Annotated in this window: 21 protein-coding genes; 15 read left to right on the top strand and 6 right to left on the bottom strand. The window is 38.4% G+C overall.

Features of this window, described 5'->3' with window-relative positions; translation table 11 throughout:
- Positions 1–16: 16 nt before the first annotated feature.
- Genes alr through ACYVHJ_RS22560 form a run of 3 tightly spaced genes read right to left on the bottom strand, consistent with a single transcriptional unit; the run spans position 17 to position 4,394 of the window.
- Positions 17–1,177 carry an alanine racemase gene (alr, locus tag ACYVHJ_RS22570; protein ID WP_460519624.1) on the bottom strand — a complete coding sequence of 387 codons (1,161 nt, stop codon included), beginning with the start codon at positions 1,175–1,177 and terminating at the stop codon, positions 17–19.
- Positions 1,171–3,165, bottom strand: a complete 1,995-nt coding sequence (locus tag ACYVHJ_RS22565) for a hypothetical protein (RefSeq protein ID WP_460519621.1) — start codon at positions 3,163–3,165, stop codon at positions 1,171–1,173. Before ACYVHJ_RS22565 ends, alr begins: the two co-directional genes overlap by 7 nt.
- 8 nt (positions 3,166–3,173) lie before the next feature.
- Positions 3,174–4,394 (bottom strand): ATP-grasp domain-containing protein, encoded by a 1,221-nt coding sequence (locus ACYVHJ_RS22560; protein WP_460519618.1) that lies wholly within the window; start codon positions 4,392–4,394, stop codon positions 3,174–3,176.
- A 543-nt stretch (positions 4,395–4,937) separates the two neighbouring features.
- On the opposite strand from ACYVHJ_RS22560, the gene ACYVHJ_RS22555 reads away from it, so the two are divergent.
- From ACYVHJ_RS22555 to argH, 8 genes are read left to right on the top strand one after another with little or no spacing between them, the layout of a single operon-like run.
- Positions 4,938–5,630 carry a GNAT family N-acetyltransferase gene (locus tag ACYVHJ_RS22555; RefSeq protein ID WP_339902583.1) on the top strand — a complete coding sequence of 231 codons (693 nt, stop codon included), beginning with the start codon at positions 4,938–4,940 and terminating at the stop codon, positions 5,628–5,630.
- 52 nt (positions 5,631–5,682) lie between these two features.
- Positions 5,683–6,888: an argininosuccinate synthase gene (gene argG, locus ACYVHJ_RS22550; protein WP_460519615.1), complete on the top strand. Its 1,206-nt coding sequence runs from the start codon at positions 5,683–5,685 to the stop codon at positions 6,886–6,888.
- Positions 6,875–7,843, top strand: coding sequence for an N-acetyl-gamma-glutamyl-phosphate reductase (argC, locus tag ACYVHJ_RS22545; protein ID WP_460519612.1), 969 nt, complete (start codon positions 6,875–6,877; stop codon positions 7,841–7,843). Before argG ends, argC begins: the two co-directional genes overlap by 14 nt.
- 51 nt (positions 7,844–7,894) lie before the next feature.
- Positions 7,895–9,040: an aspartate aminotransferase family protein gene (locus ACYVHJ_RS22540; RefSeq protein ID WP_460519609.1), complete on the top strand. Its 1,146-nt coding sequence runs from the start codon at positions 7,895–7,897 to the stop codon at positions 9,038–9,040.
- Between the two features lie 8 nt (positions 9,041–9,048).
- The gene (locus ACYVHJ_RS22535) at positions 9,049–9,990 is read left to right on the top strand and encodes a Rossmann-fold NAD(P)-binding domain-containing protein (protein ID WP_460519606.1); all 942 of its coding nucleotides are present in this window, start codon (positions 9,049–9,051) and stop codon (positions 9,988–9,990) included.
- Positions 9,991–10,002: 12 nt separating this feature from the next.
- On the top strand, positions 10,003–10,788 hold the full coding sequence (argB, locus tag ACYVHJ_RS22530; RefSeq protein WP_460519603.1) for an acetylglutamate kinase: 786 nt from the start codon (positions 10,003–10,005) through the stop codon (positions 10,786–10,788).
- A gap of 42 nt (positions 10,789–10,830) precedes the next feature.
- Positions 10,831–11,916, top strand: a complete 1,086-nt coding sequence (locus ACYVHJ_RS22525) for a M20 family metallo-hydrolase (protein ID WP_460519600.1) — start codon at positions 10,831–10,833, stop codon at positions 11,914–11,916.
- A complete protein-coding gene (gene argH, locus ACYVHJ_RS22520) occupies positions 11,913–13,241 on the top strand; it encodes an argininosuccinate lyase (RefSeq protein ID WP_460519597.1) in 1,329 nt (442 codons plus the stop codon). Before ACYVHJ_RS22525 ends, argH begins: the two co-directional genes overlap by 4 nt.
- Before the next feature lie 3 nt (positions 13,242–13,244).
- On the opposite strand, the gene ACYVHJ_RS22515 is transcribed toward argH, so the two are convergent.
- The gene (locus ACYVHJ_RS22515) at positions 13,245–13,466 is read right to left on the bottom strand and encodes a hypothetical protein (RefSeq protein ID WP_339902575.1); all 222 of its coding nucleotides are present in this window, start codon (positions 13,464–13,466) and stop codon (positions 13,245–13,247) included.
- 118 nt (positions 13,467–13,584) lie between these two features.
- The gene (locus ACYVHJ_RS22510) at positions 13,585–14,865 is read right to left on the bottom strand and encodes an MFS transporter (RefSeq protein ID WP_460519594.1); all 1,281 of its coding nucleotides are present in this window, start codon (positions 14,863–14,865) and stop codon (positions 13,585–13,587) included.
- A gap of 303 nt (positions 14,866–15,168) precedes the next feature.
- Here ACYVHJ_RS22510 and ACYVHJ_RS22505 point away from each other — a divergent pair, with 303 nt between their 5' ends.
- The 6 genes from ACYVHJ_RS22505 to ACYVHJ_RS22480 all read left to right on the top strand — a co-directional run bounded on the left by ACYVHJ_RS22505 (position 15,169) and on the right by ACYVHJ_RS22480 (position 21,577).
- Complete coding sequence (locus ACYVHJ_RS22505) at positions 15,169–15,600, top strand: hypothetical protein (protein WP_339902573.1); 432 nt, start codon at positions 15,169–15,171, stop codon at positions 15,598–15,600.
- A 13-nt stretch (positions 15,601–15,613) separates the two neighbouring features.
- Positions 15,614–15,826 (top strand): DUF3820 family protein, encoded by a 213-nt coding sequence (locus ACYVHJ_RS22500; RefSeq protein ID WP_014022781.1) that lies wholly within the window; start codon positions 15,614–15,616, stop codon positions 15,824–15,826.
- Positions 15,827–15,922: 96 nt separating this feature from the next.
- On the top strand, positions 15,923–18,301 hold the full coding sequence (locus ACYVHJ_RS22495) for a TonB-dependent receptor (protein WP_460519589.1): 2,379 nt from the start codon (positions 15,923–15,925) through the stop codon (positions 18,299–18,301).
- Between the two features lie 93 nt (positions 18,302–18,394).
- Positions 18,395–19,348 carry a DUF4625 domain-containing protein gene (locus ACYVHJ_RS22490; RefSeq protein ID WP_460519586.1) on the top strand — a complete coding sequence of 318 codons (954 nt, stop codon included), beginning with the start codon at positions 18,395–18,397 and terminating at the stop codon, positions 19,346–19,348.
- 617 nt (positions 19,349–19,965) lie between these two features.
- Entirely contained in the window at positions 19,966–20,940 is a 975-nt protein-coding gene (locus ACYVHJ_RS22485) for an NAD(P)-dependent alcohol dehydrogenase (protein ID WP_460519583.1), read from the top strand.
- A 235-nt stretch (positions 20,941–21,175) separates the two neighbouring features.
- Complete coding sequence (locus ACYVHJ_RS22480) at positions 21,176–21,577, top strand: GlcG/HbpS family heme-binding protein (RefSeq protein WP_460519580.1); 402 nt, start codon at positions 21,176–21,178, stop codon at positions 21,575–21,577.
- A 113-nt stretch (positions 21,578–21,690) separates the two neighbouring features.
- On the opposite strand, the gene ACYVHJ_RS22475 is transcribed toward ACYVHJ_RS22480, so the two are convergent.
- Complete coding sequence (locus tag ACYVHJ_RS22475; RefSeq protein WP_339902335.1) at positions 21,691–22,566, bottom strand: AraC family transcriptional regulator; 876 nt, start codon at positions 22,564–22,566, stop codon at positions 21,691–21,693.
- Between the two features lie 152 nt (positions 22,567–22,718).
- On the opposite strand from ACYVHJ_RS22475, the gene ACYVHJ_RS22470 reads away from it, so the two are divergent.
- Positions 22,719–26,216: a PVC-type heme-binding CxxCH protein gene (locus tag ACYVHJ_RS22470; protein ID WP_460519576.1), complete on the top strand. Its 3,498-nt coding sequence runs from the start codon at positions 22,719–22,721 to the stop codon at positions 26,214–26,216.
- The last annotated feature ends 7 nt before the right edge of the window (positions 26,217–26,223 follow it).

Raw genomic sequence — 26,223 nt, 5'->3', positions numbered from 1 at the left:
TACTTTTTCGGTAAACCTATTTTTTGATAACTGTTCGGGGGATTGCAGCAGGTAAGCGACTTAGCATTTCATTGTTTAAAAGCTGTGTGGCATTGGTAAAACTTGAAACATTGATAACATTGTTTTTTTGCCTTCCTATCAAAACCACTTCATCCCCAACTTCCACTTTTTCAATATGCGTAATGTCTACCATAAATAAATTCATATTAATCAGGCCTACTATTGGGGCTTTTTTACCATGAATCAGCACCTGACCTCTATTGGAAAGGGCTCTGGGGTAGCCATTTGAATACCCCAAAGGGAGTACAGCAATTCTCATATTCTGCGTGGCCTGAAAAGCCGTACCATAACCGATAAATTCACCTTGATCCACTGTTCTAATATCCATGATATCCGTTTTCCAGTTAAAAACTCTTTTCATCGTTGAGTCGGAGCTTTTATTGGTTTGGTGCAAATGCGCATAATAAACATCCGGACTTGGCCAGAAGCCATACTGTGCCACTCCTATCCTAACCATATCATAGACAGTATCCTTCATCGCCAAAGCTGCAGCCGAACAGGCAATATGTCGAATTTCGGGCATCATTTTTTTATCCTTACAAGTTTTTAGAAAACCTTTGTACCTCTTGTGTTGTCTGTCAATCTTAAATTGATTGGAAACACTTTCTGCACCACCAAAATGTGTGCAGAGGCCTTCAAATTTCAACCACTCCGCATTTTGTTTTAAAAAGGCAAGAGCTTTTGGAAATTCCTGGGCATGCATTCCTGTTCGGTTGGCACCGGTTTCTACTTCTACATGTACCAAAGCTTGCTTCCCCACTTTTTTGGCTTCCTCCAAAACCTTAGCAAGTCGATTGAAATTATAAACGAAAAAAGAAATCCCATTAGAAATGGCCCAACCCAGATCTTCTTCATAAATGATCCCCATGATCAACACCTTGCTTTCTGCTTTGCAGACATTCAATACTTGTTCGGCTTCAAAGGAAGAAGCCACGGAAAAATGATTGATACCGCATCTTTCCGCCATGGGGACAAATGCTTCTATTCCATGTCCATAGGCATTGGCCTTGACCACCGATGATAGTATAGGCTTGTCCCCAATCTTCTTTCTAATGAAGTTTACATTGCCTTTATAAGCAACTTGATTTAATTCAATTCTCGAGGAATGTTTTACCATTGTTTTTTTATTTCCAGCCAGGTATAGGATTTTCCCCAACTATTTTTTGCTAGTTCTTTTACTTTATTTACTTCGTATTGAGGTACCTCATCCATTTTTGCTGTAGCATCAAGATTGTTGTAATGAAAAGCGTAAATTCTTGCGGCAAACTCGTGAATTGGAAGAGAGGACTCCCCGTGATTTTCTCCATTTCCATAGACTGATGGACAAATTCCTTGGCCCCAATTTTGACGTCCTTCATTGTTAGGGTTTAGGAAATAAGCTCTAATTATGCCTTGGGGGTCTTTTTCTACACGAAGTAATGAGATTGCGTGGAAACCCAACATCTCCCCTTTTGCAGAGGTTATAAATATACCTACAGGATTTGGGTATACTAGCCGGTGTCCACCATTGTATTGAGGGTGACACATGGCATAAAACACTTTAACAAAACCATCAAAATCAACGATAGCATTGGATAAATAATCATAGGCAGAGGCAAAACCTATTTGTATCCACTGTCCATACAAACCAGGGTTTACCCATTTGTGAGGATCTTCCCCCCTACCTGAGGCCCTTCGCATCATTTCATTATATATTTTATCCAGCATAGGCACCAAGGTCACCGAAACTGCATCCAGTTGATGATCTAATTTTTGAACCAAACCCAAAGCTGATTCTGAATATTTTATTTCCTTTCCTTCAAACCGGAAACTTAAATCATTATGCACTGCTGCAGCATGTACCATATGAATCAGCTTAGCAGGTGCATGTTGACTCCACATACTGATTCCTCTGGCACTTTGACAAGTCGGGTTGTTGCCCTGCCCTACTCCAAGGGGTTGACCTAATATTCTTAGTAAGGCCCCGATTAGAAATTGCTTGGGACTTACCTCTCCTTTAGCGTTGCCTAGTGACTTGATGATTCTTTCTTTAACTTTTGGATGCAGGGAGATCGTTAGCAGGTTATGTAATCCTGCCCGGACAGCCGATCGAGACAAAACACCGTTTTCTAAACTTTTGGCCAAACCATAGATACATTGAGCATTGTTGGGATGAATTACATCCACAATTAAGGCACAGACAAATTCCTGATATTCACTAAACCAGGCCAAACCGGATTCATTAAGTCCCAGGCATTTGGCTACCACCTCATAATGCTTGTTTTTGACCAAAAACAATAGTAAACTGGCCTGATAACTACTCACCAAGCCATTGGATAGCATGCCCTCACTCATCTGTTCTGCTTCAACCATCAACTGCGCCTCAGACAAAGCATTTAAATATTCTTCATACTCCTTATAGGTTTTACCCTCTGTACCAATGGAAGGACGATAAATCGATCGCTGAAAAGCCAATAAGTCTTTATCTGCAGGGTCATTAGGATCCAATGCTATTTTCTCTTTGACCAAGGCTATGATTCTCCTTTGCTTTTCCGTCACTACAGGCCTTTGCTCGCAAATCAAATCCAGTTCATCTACCAATGAAGCCTTCACCTTTGACAATTGGATTTGTTCAGAAATAAAGCCAAACAAGGTGTGTACCTTGTTTAGCTCATGCTCACTCATCAGAAGGCGGGTTTCTTCCTGCGGCTCGTTAAAAACGAACTCAAGATTCAGCACCAACACCTCCTGCAAATAAGTTTCTGCCTCCCCAATTAAATTGTCTGGAGCTTGAATTTCACCCCTTGCAATAGCAAGCATCCTAAGCTCACTAAGCAGTTCAAAGGTTGAATTGGGATGACCACTCTTAAATGTGCCATTCACCAATTGAGGCACTAACTTGGAGGGGTTTTCCCAAGGGCTACCTTTAAATATCCCAGCTTGATTAAGGGCCGGAATGCGTTTATAAATCTGCAAAATACCCTCTAAGTTTCCACACCAAGCATCAAGTTGTCCAACTATTTTTTTTGCTTTCTCTTCCCTCGTCAGCACGGTGGCTGATTGATAGCTCTCAAACAACTCATCAAAGGATTCAATTTTATTTTTTGAGATTACATTTTCTTGCATACAATTATTTAATGGTAAAAATCTACATTTTCGTAGTGTAATAATAGTTCGGACATACGGTCCGGATCATCTCCTTTAAAGTTTACCGTACCAAAATGATTGCCAAAACCGTCTCTGGAATTGACCTTTTGACTGGTTAAAGGAGGTACCAAATTGTGATCCAAAAAGAAAGGCTCTTCTTTAAGTTCCTCAGGAATCACCAGTTGGGAAATTTCATTTTTATGGGGGTAAATCATTACGTTACCGTAAAAGGTTTTGGGTCTGGCATCCAAGGGAGGTAGCAATTCTTTGAGCTCTTCCTCTGTAAGCTCAGGGTCATGACAACAAACAAAGGCTGCCAAAGCATCAAACCCATAAGCCTGCCCACATAGTTCCAAAATATGACCACCGGGAATTCTACAAGCCACCTCACCAAAGCTTAATTCATCATTTTCAGTCAGAAACCATTCAGGGTGAATCATTCCGTATTGGATACCAAATAAATCCACCAACTTTTGCATTTCTTTCATGATCTTTTCCCTTTTGGTATGAAGGTAATTTCCTTCGGGAATAAAATTAGAATAACCCAGCTTTACGTACTCCGTGATATTTAGAAACCGAATTTTACCTCCGTGAACAAAAGCTTCACAAGAAAACTCTTTGCCCGGTAGGTGACTTTCAGCCAAACAGGGAAAATCGTCATCTTGACATTTCTCTTCAATATCTGCTTTGGATTTTAAAAGGCGATGCCCTACTGTTCCTGCTGAAGCGAAGGGCTTGATATGAACCCAGCTGTCTTCTTCACCATCTACTTGTAGGTTGGCTTGATTAAGCCTATTCATAAAGTTGACCACACCTTCTTTGTTGTAAACCTCTTCAAAAAGACCTACTCTTAGGCCTCCTATTAAGGCTTTTCTCTTCATCATTGCTTTGTTTCTAAAAAGAAATGCCCTATTCAGTACTTTCGGATCATCCCTATACAATGAATTCAATGCACCCGCCCATTCTACTGTTTCTTCAAACAAGGGAACAGCTACGTCTACGTTATAAGGTTCAAGTTTGTCTTTCAAATCCAATGAATTTGAAGAATCACTCCATTCGTCAAATTGATAAGGAACAAATGGTATATTATTTTCTTGAGCGTAATTTTCAAAGTCCGGAAATGAAACTACTACGAAAGGTTTGTTGAGTTTTTGCATACTTTCTATAACAGGTAAACTCCAACCCATTAGTGCAAAACATTTTGCCATTATAATATTATTTTTGGTTCAGTTGTAGTAGACAACAAAAAATAGGCTAAAGTCAATTTATATTAAGATATAAATGAAATATCCTATTATACTGCATTAAAATCTTTAAATAATGAATTCACATCGAAATAAAACAAGTATGGTACCAAAAAGATGGAGTCATTGCTCCTAATGAAAAATTTTTAGCCTTTAAAAAAAAGGGGGGCCATTCAAATCGCTATTGATTTACATTATATCCTTATTTTACTTGTATTTCTGATAAAATAAATAAATATTTGCACGGTTTAGCATGAAGAAAGAAGATAACATATCAAAAAAAAATTATCGGGTCCATAATATCCTTTGTGGGTATCCAATATTGTGTCCTATTAAAACCTACAGGACATTATTTAGGGCTTAGTCCCTACACTCTTTTAATATATCCTATGTGGATATTTCTATTTCCGGAAGCATTTCATTTATTCATTTCAACTAGTTTTCTTAAGGCTGACTCTGTCAATAGAGATTTGATGGAAGATTACGGCAAGCCAAAAAAATGCTACAATGTTTAACCAAAAATTTATAATAAAACCTGCAGGAGAAGAGCATTGCCAATATGCAGAAACCATTACAGATGAAATGGAACGCTCGGCACAGGCTAGGGGTACCGGTATAGCCAAGCGATCCCCCGAATACATAAAAACTAAAATGCGGGAAGGAAAAGCAGTTATAGCACTTACCAAATCCGGAGACTGGGCAGGCTTTTGTTATATTGAGGCCTGGGGACATGGGAAATTTGTGGCAAATTCAGGATTAATAGTATCTCCCAACTACAGAAAATTCGGGCTAGCCCGAGAAATAAAAAAAGAAGTTTTCAAGTTAAGCCGCAAAAAATACCCCGACTCCAAGATATTTGGCTTAACCACAGGGGCTGCTGTGATGAAGATAAATTCAGAGTTAGGCTATTATCCGGTCAGTTATTCCGACCTCACTACCGACGAGGAATTTTGGAAGGGATGCCAAAGTTGCGTAAACTACCCCATACTTATGAGCAAAAACAGGTCTAACTGCTTGTGTACAGCCATGCTTTATGAACCCAAAAATGTAAAAAAGGCTGAACAAAAGAAACGTTCTTCCGAATTTAAAAAGAATCTCAGTCTTTTTGAGCGATTAATCAATATCAAACGGGCCATGTTTCTTAATTTTGCCAAAGGAAAAAAAGCAATTGAAAAAGTAAAAGATAAAGTAAACCAATAATAATAATTGTGTTTCCTCAAGGTAACACTTATCAATAAAGACAATTTATAATATGAAAAAAGTAGTTTTAGCATATAGCGGAGGCCTGGACACCACATTCTGCGCCATTCACCTTAGCAAAGAAAAAGGCTATGAAGTACATGCCGTATTGGTCAACACCGGAGGATTTGAGCAAGAGGAGTTAGACAATATAGGTGAAAGGGCAAAAATATTAGGTGTGGCTTCCTTTAAAGTGCTTGATGTGGTTTCTACTTATTACAATGAAGTCATTAAGTTTTTAATTTATGGCAATGTATTAAAAAACCAAACTTATCCATTGTCTGTCAGTGCAGAAAGAATTTTACAAGCCAAAGCATTGGCTGAGTACACGAAAAGCATTGGGGCAACTTCCATTGCCCATGGCAGTACAGGAGCCGGAAACGATCAGGTAAGATTTGATATGATTTTTCAAACCATCCTTCCTGACGTTGAAATTATCACTCCCATAAGGGATTTAAAATTAAGTAGAGAAGAAGAAATTTCTTTCTTGAAAAAACATGGCGTAAGCATGAATTTTGAAAAAGCTGCTTACTCAATAAATAAAGGAATCTGGGGTACATCTGTGGGCGGTAAGGAAACCCTTACTTCTGATCAAGCATTGCCAGAAAGTGCTTACCCTACTCAAGTAAGTGTAACGGAACCTGCGACCATAGCTCTTACTTTTGAAAAGGGTGAGTTGGTAGCTGTTAATGGAGAGCAATTCGATCATCCGGTCAAAGCAATCTTGAAGGTTCAAGGATTGGCAAGCCCTTATGGGATTGGTAGAGACATTCATGTTGGCGACACAATCATAGGAATAAAAGGACGTGTTGGCTTTGAAGCTGCAGGCCCTCTGGTCATCATCAAAGCGCATCAACTATTAGAAAAACATACCCTAACCAAGTGGCAAAGCTATTGGAAAAATCAAATTTCTGAGTTTTATGGCAACCATTTGCATGAAGGTCATTATCTAGATCCTGTAATGCGAAACTTAGAAGCATTTATGACAGATACCCAAACGTATGTAAGCGGTGAAGTAAAAGTTCAACTTGCTCCTTACCGATTCAATATGATAGGCGTTTCTTCAGACCATGACCTGATGTCATCCAAATTTGGTAGCTATGGTGAAATGAATAAAGGGTATACCGCTGAAGATGTAAAAGGCTTCACAAAAATATTGGGTAACCAGACAGCTATTTTCCATAAAGTAAATGAAAGTTTAGGCCATGAAAATGATTAAAACAGCTGTAGTGGGTGCTGCCGGGTATACGGGAGGAGAACTGTTACGTTTATTGGTACATCACCCAAATGTAGACCTGCTTTGGATTCATAGCAATAGCCAAAAAGGCAAAAAGTTAGAAGAGGTTCATCCGGATTTAATCGGTGATGCTTCCCTAAGCTTTACTGATGAGATTGATCCGAACAACCTTGACCTTGTTTTTTTATGTTTGCCTCATGGACAGGCCAAACCGTTTTTAGAAAAACATGCTTTTGATGCGAACATAAAAATAATTGACCTTAGCACGGATTTCAGGGATGAAAGCAATGGTTTTGTGTATGGTTTACCTGAAGTCAATCGGGAAAAAATCAAAGCTGCACAAAAAATAGCCAACCCCGGCTGTTTTGCTACCGGAGTTCAACTGTCCCTTGTACCTGCCATCCAGCAAAACTGGATCAAAAGTTCTTTACATGTGACGGGAATTACCGGAAGCACCGGTGCCGGTAAAAAACTTTCAGAAACCACTCATTTTAGTCAAAGGAACCAAAATGTATCGGTTTACAAATTGTTTACTCACCAGCACCTGAAAGAAATTAACCAAACTTTCAGGCAATTGACACCTGAATTCGATCAGCAGGTATTGTTTGTACCCTACAGGGGTAATTTTTCTCGTGGAATCTGGGTTACAGCTTATTTCCCCTATGAAGGAAGTTTGGAAGAAGCTTATGAGGTGTATGCTAAATTTTACCAAGATGCAGCCTATACCTATGTAAGCAAAAATGACATTGACCTAAAGCAAGTGGTAAACACCAACAAGTGCTTGGTACACTTGAAAAAAGAAGCAGGTCAACTTGTTATTTATTCAGCCATAGACAACCTTCTAAAAGGAGCATCCGGACAAGCAGTACAAAACATGAACCTGGCTTTTGGGTTGGATGAAAAAACAGGATTACAACTGAAAAGTACTGCTTTTTAAATAAAATGACTATCTGGCAGCCTTTACAAGCTGTCTACAAATATATACAATATGCAATTGTTTGACGTTTATCCCTTAATGAATGTCACTCCTGAAAAGGCCAGTGGTGTTTACTTATGGGACAATACAGGCCAGAAGTACCTGGATTTATATGGTGGGCATGCAGTTATTTCAATCGGGCATTCACATCCACACTATGTCAAAAAAATAAGCGAGCAACTGAACAAAATAGGCTTCTATTCCAACTCTGTTCAAATCCCCTTACAAAAAGAAATGGCAAGTAAACTGGGAGAACTTTCCGGCTATGAAGCTTACCATTTATTTCTTTGCAATTCAGGTGCTGAAGCAAATGAGAATGCTTTAAAATTGGCTTCTTTTGAAACAGGGAAAGCGGGAGTTATTGCTTTTCATGGTGCCTTTCATGGGAGAACATCCGGAGCTGTGGCCATTACGGATAACCAAAAGATCGTAGCCCCATTTAATAGCGGCCATAGGGTTTTCTTTGAAGCATTAGGTGATTTGGATGCTGTGGAAAAAAGGTTGAAAGGTGGAGAAATTGCGGCAGTGATCATTGAAGGCATTCAAGGTGTCAATGGCATTCAAGTTGCTGAGTCTAATTTTCTCAAAGGCCTTTCCACCCTCACCAAAAAATACGGAGCCAAATTAATTCTAGATGAAGTGCAATCCGGCTATGGACGAACAGGTAAGTTTTTTGCTCACCAATGGACTGAAGATTTGTCACCTGACCTGATTACCATAGCCAAAGGAATGGGGAATGGTTTTCCCATTGGTGGAGTATTGATCCACCCGGATATTGAGGCCAAATACGGTTTATTGGGAACCACCTTTGGCGGAAACCACTTGGCTTGTGCCGCAGGACTTGCAGTCTTAGAGGTTTTAGAAGAGGAGCATTTAATGACCAATGCTGAGCAATTGGGAGATTTACTTATCAAAGAATTAAAGGAAGGCTTTCCTGAAATTCTATCAGTAAGGGGCAAAGGCTTAATGATAGGTTTTGACCTGAAGGATGAAGCTGCCCCCTACCGGTCAGAACTGATCAAAAGTCACCATATTTTTACCGGAAGTGCTGCTTCAAAACACACCATTCGCATACTTCCCCCACTTTCTGTGAAGAAGGAAGAGTTGCAACTTTTCCTTAAGAGTTTAAGAGAGGTAATTAATCGCATGAATCCTTAAAAACAGTCATGAAAAATTTCACTAATTTTGAAGATATAAACCTTGCCAATCAATTGATTGATAAAGCATTGGTTTTTAAAAAAGACCCACTGGTAAACGCAATCAAAGGCAGTGGAAAGCGTATTGGATTGATTTTCTTAAACCCAAGTTTAAGAACAAGGATGAGTACACAACTCGCTGCATCCAATCTTGGTGTAGAGAGTTTTGTCCTGAATATGGACAAAGAAAGTTGGGCTTTGGAAATGCAGGATGGCGCCGTCATGAACCAAAACAAAGTGGAGCATATAAAAGATGCAGCAGCTGTTTTGGGTGGCTATTTTGATATTTTAGCCATCAGGGCTTTCCCTACCCTTACCAATAAGGAGGAGGATACCAACGATTTTGTCATCAATCAATTTATCAAATATTCAGGTGTACCGGTGGTTAGTCTGGAAAGTGCCATCAGGCACCCCTTGCAGAGTTTGGCAGATATGGTAACCATTAAGGAGAACTTTAAAGAAAAAAGAAAACCTAAAGTAGTACTTACTTGGGCACCACATATCAAAGCAATTCCTCATGCTGTGGCAAATTCTTTTTCTGAATGGGCCATTGGTTGTGGACATGACCTGACCATTACCCATCCTCATGGGTATGAATTGGATACCAAATTTACCAATGGAGCTACAATAGAATATGACCAAAGCAAAGCCCTTGCTGAGGCAGATTTTGTATACGTCAAAAACTGGAGTGCCTTTACTCCCTATGGAAAAATCCTGAGTGTGACAGGAGACTGGCTACTAAATGAAGCCAAATTTGGTGAAAACAAACATGCAAAAGTCATGCATTGCTTGCCTGTAAGAAGAAACTTGGAACTTAGTGATGAAATCTTGGACAGCGAACGAAGCCTTGTCCAAGCCCAAGCAAAAAACAGGATTTTTGCTGCCCAGGCAGTAATCGACAGCGTGCTTTAAAAATATTTCTTAATGGATATCAGTGTAATAAAAATCGGTGGAAACGTAATTGACCACCAAGAAAACTGTACAGCCTTTCTTAAGTTATTTGCTCATTTCCCCGGCGTAAAAATACTTGTTCACGGAGGTGGTGTACTGGCAAGTAGAATGGGAAGTTCCTTGGGCATCAAGCCCAATATGCACAATGGCAGAAGGATTACAGACAAGGAAACCCTGGATTTGGTGACCATGGTTTATGCAGGTTTGATTAATAAAAACCTGGTGGCTGAACTTCAATCCTATGGTCAAAATGCCATTGGCCTTACCGGGGCAGATGGAAATGCCATCACTTCCATAAAACGGCCGGTTAAAGAAGTGGATTTTGGCTTTGTAGGCGATGTAACCAAAGTCAACACCTCATTGGTAGAAACCTTATTGGAGCAAAATATCGCTCCGGTATTTTCAGCCATTACACATGATAGTAAAGGGCAGTTGTTAAACACGAATGCAGATACCATTGCTTCGGAATTGGCCACTGCCTTGGCAGGCAAACATAAAGTAGGCCTCTATTTCTGCTTTGATAAAAAAGGTGTATTGATGGATGCTGACAAACCTGAATCTTTGGTCCCATTGATTAATGAAGATATATTTAAAAAATTACTTGAAGACAAGGTGATCCATTCCGGAATGATCCCAAAATTGGAAAATGCCTTTAATGCGTTAAATAAAGGAGTCTCCAATGTATGGATGGGTTTACCTGAAAACTTATTGTTGGCTGCAAAAGGAGAAGAGGCCGGAACAATTATCAAACCTTTGTAAATAGCATTGAAATAGCCCTTACTTCTATATAAACGAAAAAAATTGGAAGATTTAGCAAAATTAAAAATTGAGGCAATTGAACTACTTAAAGCCCTAATCAGTACCCCATCTCTAAGTAAAACAGAAGACAAAACTGCTGAACTTATCGCAGCTTTTTTCAGCAGAAGGGGAATTGATACACAGAGAAAAGGAAACAATATATGGGCATTTAATAGGCAATTCGATGCTTCTTTGCCAACAATTTTGCTGAATTCCCACCATGACACTGTAAAACCCAACCGCGGTTATACCTTAGACCCCCACTCACCTGTGGTGAAAGAGGGGAAGCTGTTTGGTTTGGGATCGAATGATGCAGGAGGCTGCTTGGTTAGCCTAATGGCCTCTTTCGTATTTTATTATGAACAATCTTTGCCAGTAAATCTTGTGCTTGTGGCTTCTGCTGAAGAAGAAATAAGTGGACTTGGCGGGATAGAATCTGTTCTCAGCGAACTGCCCGCTATAGAGGTTGCCATTGTTGGGGAACCAACATTATTAAAGATGGCCGTAGCAGAAAAGGGGTTAATGGTGATAGATGCTGTGGTCAATGGTGTAGCTGGTCATGCAGCTCGGGAAGAAGGTACCAATGCGATTTATGAGAGTCTTGAAGATTTATTAACCATTAGAGATTTTAAATTCAAAAAAGAGTCTCCTTTCTTAGGGCCTAATAAGGTTTCTGCCACCATCATCACTGCAGGCAGCCAACACAATGTGGTGCCGGATAAGTGCACCTATACGCTCGATGTACGGGTAACGGATGCATACACTTTAGAGGAAGCTTTTGATGAATTAAAAAGCAATTTAAAAGCTGAACTAAACCCCAGGTCACTTCGATTAAATTCCTCCTCCATAAAAGAAGACCATCCTATGGTAATCACTGCAAAAAAGATGGGGTTAGAATTGTATGGTAGCCCAACATTATCTGATCAGGCTTTGATTCCTTTTCCTTCCGTAAAAATTGGTCCCGGTGATTCTGCAAGATCACATACAGCAGATGAATTTATTTTCATCGAAGAAATCAAGGATGGAATATCATTATATGTATCACTTTTGAAAAACTATTTTTCAAATACCAAAAGAAACAACCAATGAAGCTTTGGCAAAAAGACAAAACCAGTAAAAAAGAAGTAGAAACTTTTACCATAGGTAGAGATCCTGAATTTGACATTTTGCTTGCACCATTCGATGTGACAGGATCCATGGCCCATGCCACGATGTTAGCATCCATTGGCTTGCTTACTCAAGATGAGTTGGAAATATTGAAAAAGGGTTTGAAGGAAATTCGAGAGGAAATTGTAGAAGGTAAGTTTAGCATTGCTCCCGGCGTAGAAGATGTACATAGTCAAGTGGAGTTTATGCTTACAGAAAGGTATGGGGACGTTGGAAAAAAATTACACAGTGGAAGATCAAGGAACGATCAGGTTTTGGTGGACTTAAAACTGTATTATAGAAAGGCAATTAAAGAGACAGTAACTGAAATAGAAAATCTATTCAACTTACTTACCCAGCTAGCCGAAAAACACAAAGATGACTTAATGCCGGGTTATACCCATACCCAATTGGCTATGCCTTCATCTTTTGGATTATGGTTTGGATCTCTTGCTGAAGGTTTGGCAGAAGACATGGATCTATGGCAAACAGCCTATCGCCTGTCCAACAGAAACCCTCTGGGTTCCGCAGCAGGGTATGGAAGTTCTTTCCCTCTCAACAGAACAATGACCACATCACTTCTAGGTTTTGGCGACATGCATTACAATGTCATCAATGCCCAAAATAGTAGAGGGAAAACAGAAAAAACACTTTCATTTGCAATGGCAGGTACTGCAGGCACGCTCAACCGCTTGGCTACAGATGCGATTATGTTTATGAACCAGCATTTTGGGTTTATCAGTTTTCCTGATGAACTAACCACGGGTTCGAGTATTATGCCACATAAAAAGAACCCTGACGTATTTGAGTTGATCCGTGCAAAGACCAACCAAATTCAAAGTTACCCACAACAAATCATGATGTTGCTTACAAATTTGAGTACCGGGTACCATCGGGACTTACAACTGCTCAAGGAAACCACTTTCCCTGCTTTTGAACAACTGAATGACTGCTTGAAAATCGCTCAATTGATGCTTGAAAACATCAGCATTAAAAAAGATCTTTTGGATGATAAATTCTATGCCTATCTATTCAGTGTAGAGGAAGTCAATAGGCTGGTTTTGGAAGGTATGCCATTTAGAGATGCTTACAAAAAAGTGGGGATGGACATAGAAAAAGGAGATTTTATTCCAGGTAAAAAACTCAAACACAGCCATGAAGGCAGCATTGGCCAACTCTGTTTACCTGCCATCAAAAATAAAATGGATCAGTCAAAGGTAAACTTTGAGGAAGCAGAAAAAGCCGAAGAAAAATTATGGGAAAATTAAGGATTAAATAGAGTCTTGAATGATATAAACCATCATTGAGGCAAGCAGATATCCTCCAAGAAAAGAGAAAAAATAAGGCCATGTCAAATCATATTGTTTGTACATGGCATTTTTCGTTTTATGGGTAAAATCACTAATTCTTTTAAGAGGCTTTACAGGGAAAAAGGAAAGAAATAACAAGCCATAACAAATGGTGAAAATAAATAAGGTGACAAGTGTCTGCATAACTCATTGGATTTGATGCAAATATAATGGCTTAAATATAGCCTACAAACATTCATGTAGATTAAATTTAAGTAAGTTGCTAGGTGATAATGGGTAACTAATTTTTAAAAAAAAGGGATTAACGTTTCAGCGTAAAAATATTAAAAAAATCGAATCTACGATCACGTTTTTTAAATTTATACTTCATTTTCGCATAAGTATAATTCGGGATAATTCTAAAGGATAACAAAATGGCCACTGTCATCAATATTCCTGAACTTATAAAAACATACTGAAAATCGTATCCAGCATCTACAATTATACCATAAACGGCTGGTCCTACCGCAGAACTTAGCACCATTATAGAGGCAAAAATGCTACGCACCTTACCGATATAAGTAGTGCCAAACAATTCCACCTGCAAAGCAGACATGATAGAATTCCCCACCCCTGCAGAAGCGCCCATCAAAATCATATAGGGGAAAATCACTAAAGGATTGTCCACCTGCCAAATAAATACGATGGCAATTAGAAAAGGGATAAGGTAATAAGGGAAAAATGTTCTTGCAGAATACTTGTCGATCAATGGCCCTGAAAATAAAATGGCAATAGATCCCGCAATGGCATAAAATGTAAGGCCAACAGCCATCCATTCCAGACTCCAACCCTTGTAGTCTGCAATTGCAAACTGATAGAAAAACAAGCCGGTAACGATAAAAGCCAAGACAAATAAATTGGGAGCCAACATCCAAAAACTTTTAGATTTCATGATTTCCCATTGGGAGATTTCTTTTTTTGGCCCGGAATCTTTGGTTCCAACTGATTCTTCATACACTACCAGCTTTTTCTCATCAATAAAAAAGTACAAGTAAAGAGGGACCATGATAAGCACAATCAGCCCATTGACCAATAGGGATTGTCTCCATCCGAAAACATTAATTAACGCCACTACCATGATAGGGAGAGCCGCCTGACCAAAGGGATGTCCCAATGATGCCATACTAATGGCCTTTCCTCTACCTTTAACAAAGTATTTGGACATGGAAGTAATGGCGATATGACTAAACAAGCCTTGTCCTGCAATCCTCAATCCAAAAAAAGCTACCGGTAATAGATACCAATGCTGGTTAAAGCTCATCAAGACCATGGAAAGAATAAAGACTATTGTGGTAAGCAAGGTATATTTCACCAAACTTACCTTATCAATGTATTTGCCCACCAGTGGTAAAAGAAATGCACTAGCGATTGTGGCAATCATATAGTAAACACTTATTTGGGCATTCTGAAGGGAAAACTCTTCTATCAAATAAGGCACATAGAGGGCCAAAAGGTAGGTTTGTCCATACCCTGAAAGACAAGTCATCATCAAGCCGAAAATCAACATCTTTTTGTTCTCAAATACAAAACTCCAATAACTCATTTTAGGAAATAGTTTAATTAGAAAAATAATCGAGGTCCTTGGGCGGGCAAATTTAAGATTCGCAAAATTAAGTAATTAATTAGGTAATAGAACCAATTAACCGAATGAAAATTAGATATCTGCAAAATATAAATTTATAATAATACTTATTTTAGATAAAAAGGCATTATTCTCCATTATTTTATACCAGGTAAACACCACCATGCTTTGGATATTAATTGGAACAAAGCCACAAGAAACTAATGGAATAATCGCTTTTTTTTACTTATTTAGCCTTTTTAAATAAAGAAAAACAAAAGTATCATGACTACCGGATTTCAGCATCTTCATTCGTTTCTGGCCTACATTGTTTTGGCAGGTATAATATTCAGTTTTATTTCTGCACTTATCGGTGCATTGAGTGGCAAAGAGTTTACGGAGAAAGACCGGAAATTTGGTTTAATAGGAATGATTTTGGCCCACATTCAATTGTTGGTAGGAATAGGAGTTTATTTTTTAAGCCCACTGGGGTTGTCAAATCTAAGTGGTGAAACCATGGGGGATTCAATGAGCAGGTTGTATGCACTCGAACATCCATTAATCAACATAATCGCCATAGCACTCATCACAATTGGCTATAGCAGGGCTAAAAAATTAACAGAAAGCAAGAGCAGATTTAGGAGCATTTATATGTTTTATGGAATAGCTTTCGTATTGATATTGAGTAGAATACCTTGGGATGCCTGGTTAAATTAATAGACAAGCACCAATGGATAAAAATATACTTTTAGATCTCGTATCTAAAAAGATGCCCTTTGGAAAGTACAAAGACAGATTAATTTGTGATGTGCCTGAACATTATTTAATCTGGTTTAAGCGAAACGGCTTTCCAAAGGGCAAATTAGGAATGTGGTTAGAAACAATGTATGAAATCCGTGTCAATGGACTTGAATACCTTTTAGACCCCCTAAAGAAATCCTAATTTAGAATAAGTCAATCTTTGCCATTATGTTGCAATTATTGTTTGATAAGGATACCTTTGTGGTGAAAAAGTATTCCAATCATTCAATTTATAATAGTGAGATTTATTCTTCTCCCGATTTTCGTACTGCTAACCTTTGGCAATTCCCTCATCTTTGCACAAGCTAGCCAAAAATATGCTATCAGTGGTTACATTACAGATCCCTCCGGAGAAGCTTTGATGGCCACCATCCTCATTCATGAACTTGGGTCAGGGGACTATGCCGATGAAAATGGGCATTTCGTGTTAAACAACTTAAATCCGGGAAATTACCACCTTCACATTTCCCATTTGGGATACAAATCCATCACCCAAACCGTACATTTGTCAAACAAGGATTTGGAATTCAATTGGACAATGGAACCTTCAGCCATCTCCCTCCAATCCCTGACCATTGAGGCCAACCCCTTCAAAAACGGGCCAGTTGAACAGTCCCAAACCATAGATGTAATTGATAGGAATTTTATTGAGAAAAACAACTCCGGTACCTTCTCTAATGCCTTGGAAAAATTGCCGGGTATCAGTACCATAAATACAGGAGTTGGAATTAGTAAGCCTGTGATCAGGGGTATGAGCTCCAATAGAATTCAAGTAAATGACAGAGGCATTAAGCAAGAGGGTCAACAATGGGGTTCAGATCATGGTTTAGAAATAGATCCTTTTGATGTGGATCGCGTTGAAATAGTGAAAGGACCAGCCTCATTAATATATGGATCAGATGGAATGTCAGGAGTAATAAACATTTCTCCGGCCCCCTTACCAATGGAAGGAGAAATCAGGGGACATTTGATCAACAGCTACCAATCCAATAACTCCATGCGTAGCCATTCTGCCATGGTTGAAGGAAATGAAGATGGATTTATTTTTAAAGGAAGGCTAACCTTTCAGGATTATCAAGACTATAGGGTCCCTACTGATGAATTTACCTATGCAGGTTTTGTATTGCCAGTTTATGAAAATCGATTAAAAAATACGGCGGGAAAAGAGCGGCACTTTTCTTTCATGACAGGGCTAAGGAAAAACTGGGGAAAATCTACCCTCACCCTCAGCAGGTTTGGTCAGCAGGCAGGTTTATTTACCGGTGCTGTTGGCATCCCCAGCAGCTATAATTTAAGACACAATGGAGATTATAGCAATATTGAATTACCTAATCAAGACAACTCCCACCTCAAAGTAATATCTAATACCACTATTCAATTGAATAGAAATTGGTTAGAAATTGACCTGGCTTATCAACGAAATGTCCGACAAGAAAATTCTTTACCTCATGCACATGGTATTAACTCCACTGAGTATGGAAACCTAGCTTTAGCTCTTTACCTGGATACTTACACCGCAAACTTTCGGTATAATCGCCATGTTAATGAAAAACAACAGGTGATTATTGGCCTTCAATCCAGTCTGATGAACAATGATTTTGGTGGGTTTGAATTTCTTTTGCCAAAATTTCTATCAAAATCTGCAGGAATATTTTACTTTCACGAATACCGCTTAAGAGAAAATTTTATTCTAAATGCAGGACTAAGACTTGATATTGCCCAACATCAAATTGATGCGCATTCCCAACCTATCTATAACAATTCGGGAGAAGCAACAGGAGAAGAAACCCTTAGAAATCCGGAAATTGATCGCAACTATTCTAATTTAAGTGGTTCCACAGGTTTTTCTTGGATCTTCAGCAAAAACAGTAATCTTAAATTTAATCTAGGCAGTAGTTACCGGGTTCCAACCCCCATAGAATTGGCTACCAATGGCATTCACCATGGAAATTTTAGACATGAATTGGGAAATAGCTTGCTGGAAAGTGAACGGAGCTTCCAGGGTGACTTAAACTACACCTTTTCTAAAGAAAATTTATTGATAGGGATCAGCCCTTATTTGGCCTATTATAACAACTATATTTACCTTTCACCTACTGCCGAATTTTCCACCCTACCGGGAGCCGGTACTCTTTGGGAATACAGGCAAAACAATGCAATTTTTGCAGGTGGAGAAATTAAATTCCACTGGTCATTATTCCCAGCTTTGCAAGCTACCATTGCAGCAGAATACGTCTATAATCAAAACTTGGACTCCAGTTTACCTCTTCCCTTAACTCCACCGGCTAGTATTTTAACCGGGCTTGAATGGAATCTACCCTTAGAAAACTTCTGGTTATTAAACAATAATTTTTATGTTGAGTACCGACAAGTAGCCTCTCAAAACAGGGTAGACAGAAATGAAAGAGAAACCAAGGGATATGGACTCTTGGAAGCAGGCTTAGGCATAGAAATCAAACTTGCCAAGCAACTGCTTAAGCTCCGAATAAGTGGACAAAATTTATTGAACAAATATTACTTCAACCATCTAAGTCGGTATAGGCTCTTAAACTTACCGGAACAAGGAAGAAATATTAATATTAACCTTAAAATCCCCATCCAAATAAAAAATCAGTAGCATTGAACCCCTGTCCTTGCTTATCTGTTATTTAATGCATACAATTGCAACATGTATGCAATTACAATAATATTGTATTTAAAAAATTAAAAGATGAAATCAACCAACATTCTAATAGCAAGCTTTATCGCTATTGGCATTATCTCGTGTGAGAATACTGCTGAGAACCCACAAGACTTAGAAGCCCCAACCATAGACCATGCTGCCTCGGCAGATGAAATCAGTCCGGATCATGGGGAAGTTTTTACAGAGACAATGGACCATATACCTGTTAGTTTTTCTGTTGAGGATCCCTCTGGAGTTGGACAGATCAAGGTCAATGTGCATGCGAACTTTGATGGGCATAGCCATGCACGAATACTAACCGATTTTGAAACCTTAGTAATTGATGATATATATGCAGTAGATGCAAGTGATCCTGATTTTCAATTTCCTGAAAACTCAACCAAGGTAGATGTAAATAGCACTGCAACAGATATTTATTGGGAGGGAGCCAATTCAAGATTAAGCGGACCTGTTTTGGCTGGTATGTACGACTTTTCCATTACAGCAACGGATATTCATGGAAACCAAACTACTTTTGCAGATGGATCAAGTTATTTGACTACTATCCATATTAGGACTGATTACGCCCCTACAATTGCAGTAAATAATCTCAATGATGGGGAATTAATAGGCACTTCAGGTGAAACCCTTACAGTAACCGGGGAAATTAGCAAACCTGTTCATGAATTTAGTGGTGATTTGGCTTTTATCTGGATCAAACTAGGAGAAGAAGAGGACGAGGACCATGATCACGATGAAGATAATCATAGGGTAAGTAATGATGAATACGTTTACGATAAAATGTGGGGAAATTCACAGTGGATATCAGAAGGTACCGGAGCCGATTTGCCTGATAACCAATATATAGACCTATCAACCCTTCTAGCCGGCGAAAATAAGATTATTCTTCCTGAAAGTGGAGATCATTTGGACCTGACGATTAGAGCGGAAGATGTCAACGGAAATACAATTGAAAAGACATATGAGGTACATATGGATTAATTGAAATATCAAGACCTTATCAGGAAAGCATATTGGTAACAATATGCTTTTTTGTTTATAAAAATAAATATAAGAATAAACGAAATTTATTTAGATTAAAAAAACTTGGAATTATTTTAAGCAATACCAAAAAATTATTTTAGATCAAATTTTACTTGATCAACAAGTAGTGTCTGGGCTTGTACGAATAGGTTTTCTATCTTTTCTATTTTTTCATCACTTCTTGACCCGGTATTAAAAAGGGATTCATTAAAGCTCAAAATACAGAAAAATAAAATAATTGCGATATACTTAAAGGAGAGTTTCATTTTATTTGTGTTTAATATATACTCAACAATAGTTAAACATAATTGTTTCGAATACCCAAACAAAAACAATGCAAAAATCCCTTCACAGCATAAATAAATAATAAAAACACCTATTGAGTTAACATTTGAATGCAATAGCGCACATAATTAAACCGAAGTATCCCGCGTAAAAACGAAATAGTTTGTAAACAATCTACTGCGAATCCTATTGCTACCTAATGGATTTTCTACCTATACCTTTATTTCTTTCTTTGATTTTCCATTCATTATTGTACTTTTATTTTTTGGATCTATCCTATCTGATTACAAATGAAAGCACTGACTCTAGAGAAATACGGTTTACCTAAAAACGTCTTAGGACTAACTGAACAAAAAAAACCAACCTATCAAAAAAATGAGCTATTGGTAAAAGTCCATTCTACAGCCATAAATGATTATGACTGGAGTTTGGTTAGGGGAAAGCCATTAATATACAGGTTGATGTTTGGATTGAGTAAGCCGAAATCTAAAAGCTTAGGAATGGAATTATCCGGAACTGTGGAGGAAGTAGGATCTGATATAACTGAATTCAATATTGGAGATGAGGTTTACGGAGATACTTCTGCTTATGGGTTTGGAACATTTGCAGAATACATTTCCTTACCTGCCAAAGCGCTGGTTCCTAAGCCAAGAGCCATGTCTTTTGAAGACGCTGCAGCTTTACCTCATGCTGCGTTATTAGCATTACAAGGACTGAAACGTGTCGGAGGCATAAAGAATGGAATGAAGGTCCTTATTAATGGGGCAGGTGGAGGTGTAGGTACCATAGCTTTGCAATTGGCAAAAGTTTACCATTGCGAAGTGACAGGAGTTGATCGTCAAGATAAATTCAAGGCTTTATTCAATTTAGGATATGATTATCTTATCAACTACAAGCAAGAAAATTTTACGAAAAATGGTATTCAATACGATTTAATTCTAGATTGTAAGACAGATAAATCACCTTTTTCTTACTCAAGATCCCTCAAAGCCAATGGGGTTTACGTTAGCATCGGTGGAAAAATCAATTATTTGATTTCCACCCTTGTGATTGGAAAGACTTTGTCTCTTTTCTCTAATAAAAGGTTCGAAATTTTAACCTTAAAACCCAATCAGGAACTAAAAGAAATTGCCAATATGTATGAAAAGAAACAGGTAAAACCTGTGATCGATGGTCCCTACCCACTGTCATTTGGTCCTGAAAAACTCCAAGAATTTGGAAATGGCAACCATTTAGGAAAAATAATCTTATCTGTAGGAAACTAAAACCAACTCCTATTACAATTTAAACAATAAGTATTTCTTTTTCTCTTTTCTAAGCCCTATGGAAATTAGGCATGAAAAAAATTTCATTCATTAGAACACATTGAAATAGATAAATGGTGGAGTCAACAAGTCTATTGAACTTTAAATACTATTATATTTTTATTTATAAATAATCATTATATTTGGATTAAAATACAACTTTTAAATATTTTAAATACAATTAAACCCTAAAATAATGGCTATTACACTCACACAAGCTGAAGAAATCATAGCAGCTGCCAAAAGTAAAGCTCATGCACTAGATACCAAGATGAATATTGCAGTTGTAGATGCCGGAGCCAACCTACTTGCCTTTGCCCGAATGGATGGTGCATGGTTAGGATCTTTGGACATTTCAATAAAAAAAGCAAAAACGGCTCGATATTTTGATATGAATACCGGGGCTATAGGAGAGCTATCGCAGCCCGGAGGATCCTTATACAATATAGAACATTCTAACAATGGCTTAATAACTTTCCCTGGAGGTATTCCCCTAAAAAATAGTTCCGGAGAAATTATCGGAGCCATAGGGGTTAGTGGCAGTACCGTAGAAAACGATCATTCAGTTGCCGAAGCTGGAGCAATTTCACTAAAATAAAACTATTGTTGGCTGGCAAACTTAAAGAATTTGACCAGCCAACTTTTTACAATTGATACATTCAATAGTAAACCCTCCCCTTTTTTATTATCCACAACATTTGGAATTGGTTTTTATTCAAACCTTGGTTGAAAGTCTCTTTTATAAATTTTCGGTGTTACCCCCATCTTTTCTTTAAATTGTCGATTAAAGTTTGACAGAGTATTGAACCCACTTTCATAACTTATTTCACTAATATTTAGATTTTCTGTGTGCAACAATTTACAAGCATGACTTATCCTGACTTCTGAAAGGAAATCTGAAAAAGACTTGTTCATTCTGGATTTAAAATACCTAGAAAAAGAGCTACTGGTCATATTGATTAACGCTGCCAATTCTTCTTGCTTGATGTCCTGTTGAAAATGATCCATAACAAACTCATGCACCTTGCTCATTCTATCCTTTTCCGATTCTTTATTGGCATTAAAATAACCTGCTTGAACAATTGTTTTAACTTCCTTAGATTTGGCAATAATAAGTAAAATTTCGAGGAGACCAATGATCCTGTCCATTCCTTTTTTATGCACCAACCGAATAAGTTTGTCTTTGATTTTCTGATTGGTCTTTCCAATAATTTGAAGCCCTAATGAAGCCCTTTTCATTAAAGCTTTAAACTCATCAAACTCTTCCTTTTCCATCATCTTTTCACCTAAAAAATCTTCGGGGAAATAAACAACAATTCCACGTGTCATCAAATCACTATCCTTTTCAAAGTATACTTGATCATTTCTCCATAAATGAGGCAAATTAGGGCCGGTAAGTACAAGATCATTGGCTTGAAAAGGTCGCATGTCGTCCCCAACAAACCTGGTACCATGCCCTTCCAACACTAAAAACAATTGGTACTCCGGATGAAAATGCCAGTTTTTATCAAAATTCGGTGCCACCAACTCCTTTATTATATAGGCGTTGTGCTCAGGAATACGGGATTTTTGAAAAGCTTTTTTCAATACTAATTAAATAATGCTGAATAATTCCTTAAAAATAGATAAAAATGATATAAAACAGTCATAATTAGACAAAAAACAGTAAGAATGATGATTTTAAATCATTCAAATTAGTATTTTCAAATGATTAAAAAACAATACCCAAAAAAGCTACAATGAAAAACCTGGGGATAATTGCCTTTGTCATGCTATTATGCATGTCATGTGGCACACGAAACAATGAGATTGAATTGTCTGACGGTCCAAGAAGAGCGGAAATATTATTCCTTGGCCATGACAACACTCATCATGACGCTGAAAAATTAATGCCAATTTTAGCTAGGCATTTATTTCAGGAAGGAATCAACCTTACTTACACCTCTGATCTTAAAGACCTTAATGAAGAAAAATTAAGACTTTATGACGGACTAATCATTTATAGCAATCACGAGGTCATTTCACCGGAGCAAGAAGAGGCCCTAAGAAACTTTGTAGAGGAAGGAAAAGGGCTAATTCCTATTCACAGTGGCTCATTTTGCTTCCAAAATTCTGATTGGTATATAAAAACTGTGGGAGGACAATTTTCTTCTCACGGATCAGGTGAATTCAGCAGCAAAATCACCGTTCCTACACATCCGGTAATGGAAGGAATTTCCTCTTTCACCACTTGGGATGAAACCTATGTCCACAGCCAATTAAATGAAGACATGACCATTTTGATGGAAAGGGTTGAGGATGGTAAAAAGGAACCGTATACCTGGGTTAGGGAGCAAGGAAAAGGCCGCGTTTTCTACACTGCTTACGGTCATGATGAAAGAACATGGAATCAACCTGAATTTCAGGAATTGGTTGCCAATGGGATTTTATGGGCCGTCGGAGATCAAGTTGCCCAACAAGTAGCTGAATTTGATATACCGCAACCAGAATTTGAAGATGCAAAGATTCCAAACTATGAAAAAAGAGATCCTGCACCTCGGTTTCAATTGCCTCTTTCTCCAGAAGAATCGATGAAATTGGTTCAGGTGCCTGTAGGCTTTGAATTACAACTTTTCGCTTCAGAACCTGATATAATTAACCCAATGGCCATTGCTTGGGACGATAAGGGACGACTATATGCCATTGAAACAGCGGACTACCCCAATGAAGTAAGGAAAGAAGGAGGCAATGATAAAATCAAAATTTTAGAAGATACAAATGGTGATGGAAAGGCAGATAAAATTACGGTTTTCGCCGAAGGCCTCAACATCCCAACAAGCATGGTTTTTATCAATGGAGGGCTCCTTGTAGCCATGGCTCCGGATTTTGTATTTCTTAAGGATACTGACGGTGATGACAAGGCAGATATCAGAGAAACAATCATTACCGGCTGGGGAAAAAGTGACACCCATGCTGGTCCTTCAAATTTAAAATATGGTTTTGACAATAAAATCTGGGGGGTTTTAGGCTATTCCGGATTTAAGGGAGAATCAGAAGGCAAAACCCTATCCTTTAGCCAAGGAATTTATCGGTTTTCTCCAGATGGATCCCAATTGACTTTTCTTGGCAATACCAGTAATAATACATGGGGCTTGGGTTTCACGGAAGAATTTAACACTTTTATTTCTACGGCAAATGGGCAGCACAGCGCTTACCTTTCTATGCCAAATAATTATTTAAAACGTCCGATTACCGGAGGTTCGGATAAAGCGGTACAAGGAATAGACAGTCACTTTGAGATGCCTCACCTTACACCCTATTTGCGCCAGGTAGATTGGCATGGAGGTTATACGGCTGCTGCCGGACATAACTTTTACACCGCAAGAAGTTTTCCAAAAAGTTATTGGAACAAAGTGGCCTTTGTAGCCGAACCTACAGGTAGGGTTTTACATAAAGCCGTTATTGAACCAGAAGGCTCAGGTTATAAAGAGACCAATGGATTTAATATTTTGGCTAGTTCTGATGAGTGGTTTTCACCCGTACATGCAGAAGTTGGGCCTGATGGTGCTCTTTGGGTAGCTGATTGGTACAATTTCATAATCCAACACAACCCCACTCCCAAAGGCTTTGATAACGGAGAAGGAAATGCTTATATCAATCCTCTAAGGGATTCCAAGCATGGGAGAATTTACCGCTTGGTTTATAAAGGAGGAGATTACAATACCATGGAGATTGATCCTACCAAAAATTCAGATCTTATTAGAGGTTTGAAAAGCGACAATATGTTTTGGCGAATGACGGCTCAAAAGCTAATTGTAGAAAACAAAAAAACTTCATTAATTGAAGACCTACTCTTACTCATAGCTAATAATAGTGTAGATGAAATTGGTCTTAACTCTCCGGCTGTGCATGCCTTATGGGCGCTGCATGGAATTGGTGCATTGGATGGAAAAGATGAAAAAGTGATGAATGCAGTAAGGCAAGCCTTAAAGCATCCTGCTGCGGGTGTTAGAAAAAATGCCCTACAAGTTTTACCAAAAAATGAAGAAACAATAAATGCCATTCTGGATGCCAATTTGGTTCAGGACAAAGACCTCAACACTAGAAAAGAGGCATTGCTTGCACTTGCAGATTTGCCAAGCACACCTGATGTTTCTGCGTTACTTCTAACAGCAAGTCTTGAAGAAGAAAATGATTCAGACAAGTATCTTCCACAAGCCCTATTCGCTGCAGCAATTTCTCATCCCTCCGCTTTTCAAGGCACTGGCTCCAAGCCAATGCAAGGAAATAAACCTGATTCACTTTGGACTTTGAAGGAGAGGATTACCAAAAGTCTGATAGAAGAACAATACAATTTGGATAGAAGAACAGGAATTTCCTACCCTCCCCAAATAGCAGGCAAAGAAATCAACATTCAGGCTACTATCAGCCAATCTGATAAACCTTTGGAAGGAATTATAGTAACACAAGGAAACAATAAGAATGGTTATAGTTTGTATATCGTTGATAATAAAATCAATTGGTTGATCAATCAAGCCGGTGAAAGCTATCGAGTTGTTTCCAGAGGCAAACTACCAGACCAACAGTTTGTAATCAATGCATCACTTGAGAGAGGTGGTAACATGGCAATAAGCATTGATAATAAGTTAATTGCTGAGGGCAAAGCACCCGGCTTATATTCGGCCAACTTTGAAGAAGAATCTGTTAGAATTGGGCATGACAATCTAGCCAACGCTCAGGTAGAAAATTACAAGGATAAAAGCTTTTTTACTGGAAGAATTAACAGGGGCTCTTCTTTTCTCAAGCTAAAGACACCTCAGCAGGACAATCAACGGAACCCTGATGAAATCAATGAGAGTAAATCTCAAATCAATAATGCAGGTGCAATTACCATCAAAATGGGGGTCATTGCTCATGAGATGAAATTTGATAAAGCCAGTTTTAATGTTAAGGCCGGACAGCAAGTAACCATAGATTTTGTGAACAATGATTTTATGCAACACAACCTATTGATAGGTAAAGCTGGAAGTTTGGAGGTCATAGGTAAGGCAGCAGATGAATTGGCAAGAGATCCGAATGGCGTCAACATGAATTTTGTACCAAAAATTCCAGAAGTAATAGCGTCAACTCCACTAGTAAATCCTGAAGGCAATGAAACCTTAATATTTACTGCACCCAGCGAACCTGGAGAATATCCTTTTCTATGCACTGTCCCTGGGCACTGGAGAATTATGAATGGAATTATGATCGTAGAATAAGCATAAA

It is taken from the genome of Cyclobacterium sediminis (genome assembly GCF_054781075.1).
The sequence above is the reverse complement of the archived record's forward strand: the minus strand, read 5'-3'. Positions and strand labels throughout refer to the sequence as shown.

Coding starts and splice junctions, on each gene's coding strand:
- alr (WP_460519624.1), bottom strand. CDS start 1,177: ATGGTAAAACATTCCTCGAGAATTGAATTAAATCAAGTTGCTTATAAA.
- ACYVHJ_RS22565 (WP_460519621.1), bottom strand. CDS start 3,165: ATGCAAGAAAATGTAATCTCAAAAAATAAAATTGAATCCTTTGATGAG.
- ACYVHJ_RS22560 (WP_460519618.1), bottom strand. CDS start 4,394: ATGGCAAAATGTTTTGCACTAATGGGTTGGAGTTTACCTGTTATAGAA.
- ACYVHJ_RS22555 (WP_339902583.1), top strand. CDS start 4,938: ATGTTTAACCAAAAATTTATAATAAAACCTGCAGGAGAAGAGCATTGC.
- argG (WP_460519615.1), top strand. CDS start 5,683: ATGAAAAAAGTAGTTTTAGCATATAGCGGAGGCCTGGACACCACATTC.
- argC (WP_460519612.1), top strand. CDS start 6,875: ATGAAAATGATTAAAACAGCTGTAGTGGGTGCTGCCGGGTATACGGGA.
- ACYVHJ_RS22540 (WP_460519609.1), top strand. CDS start 7,895: ATGCAATTGTTTGACGTTTATCCCTTAATGAATGTCACTCCTGAAAAG.
- ACYVHJ_RS22535 (WP_460519606.1), top strand. CDS start 9,049: ATGAAAAATTTCACTAATTTTGAAGATATAAACCTTGCCAATCAATTG.
- argB (WP_460519603.1), top strand. CDS start 10,003: ATGGATATCAGTGTAATAAAAATCGGTGGAAACGTAATTGACCACCAA.
- argH (WP_460519597.1), top strand. CDS start 11,913: ATGAAGCTTTGGCAAAAAGACAAAACCAGTAAAAAAGAAGTAGAAACT.
- ACYVHJ_RS22515 (WP_339902575.1), bottom strand. CDS start 13,466: ATGCAGACACTTGTCACCTTATTTATTTTCACCATTTGTTATGGCTTG.
- ACYVHJ_RS22510 (WP_460519594.1), bottom strand. CDS start 14,865: ATGAGTTATTGGAGTTTTGTATTTGAGAACAAAAAGATGTTGATTTTC.
- ACYVHJ_RS22505 (WP_339902573.1), top strand. CDS start 15,169: ATGACTACCGGATTTCAGCATCTTCATTCGTTTCTGGCCTACATTGTT.
- ACYVHJ_RS22500 (WP_014022781.1), top strand. CDS start 15,614: ATGGATAAAAATATACTTTTAGATCTCGTATCTAAAAAGATGCCCTTT.
- ACYVHJ_RS22490 (WP_460519586.1), top strand. CDS start 18,395: ATGAAATCAACCAACATTCTAATAGCAAGCTTTATCGCTATTGGCATT.
- ACYVHJ_RS22485 (WP_460519583.1), top strand. CDS start 19,966: ATGAAAGCACTGACTCTAGAGAAATACGGTTTACCTAAAAACGTCTTA.
- ACYVHJ_RS22480 (WP_460519580.1), top strand. CDS start 21,176: ATGGCTATTACACTCACACAAGCTGAAGAAATCATAGCAGCTGCCAAA.
- ACYVHJ_RS22470 (WP_460519576.1), top strand. CDS start 22,719: ATGAAAAACCTGGGGATAATTGCCTTTGTCATGCTATTATGCATGTCA.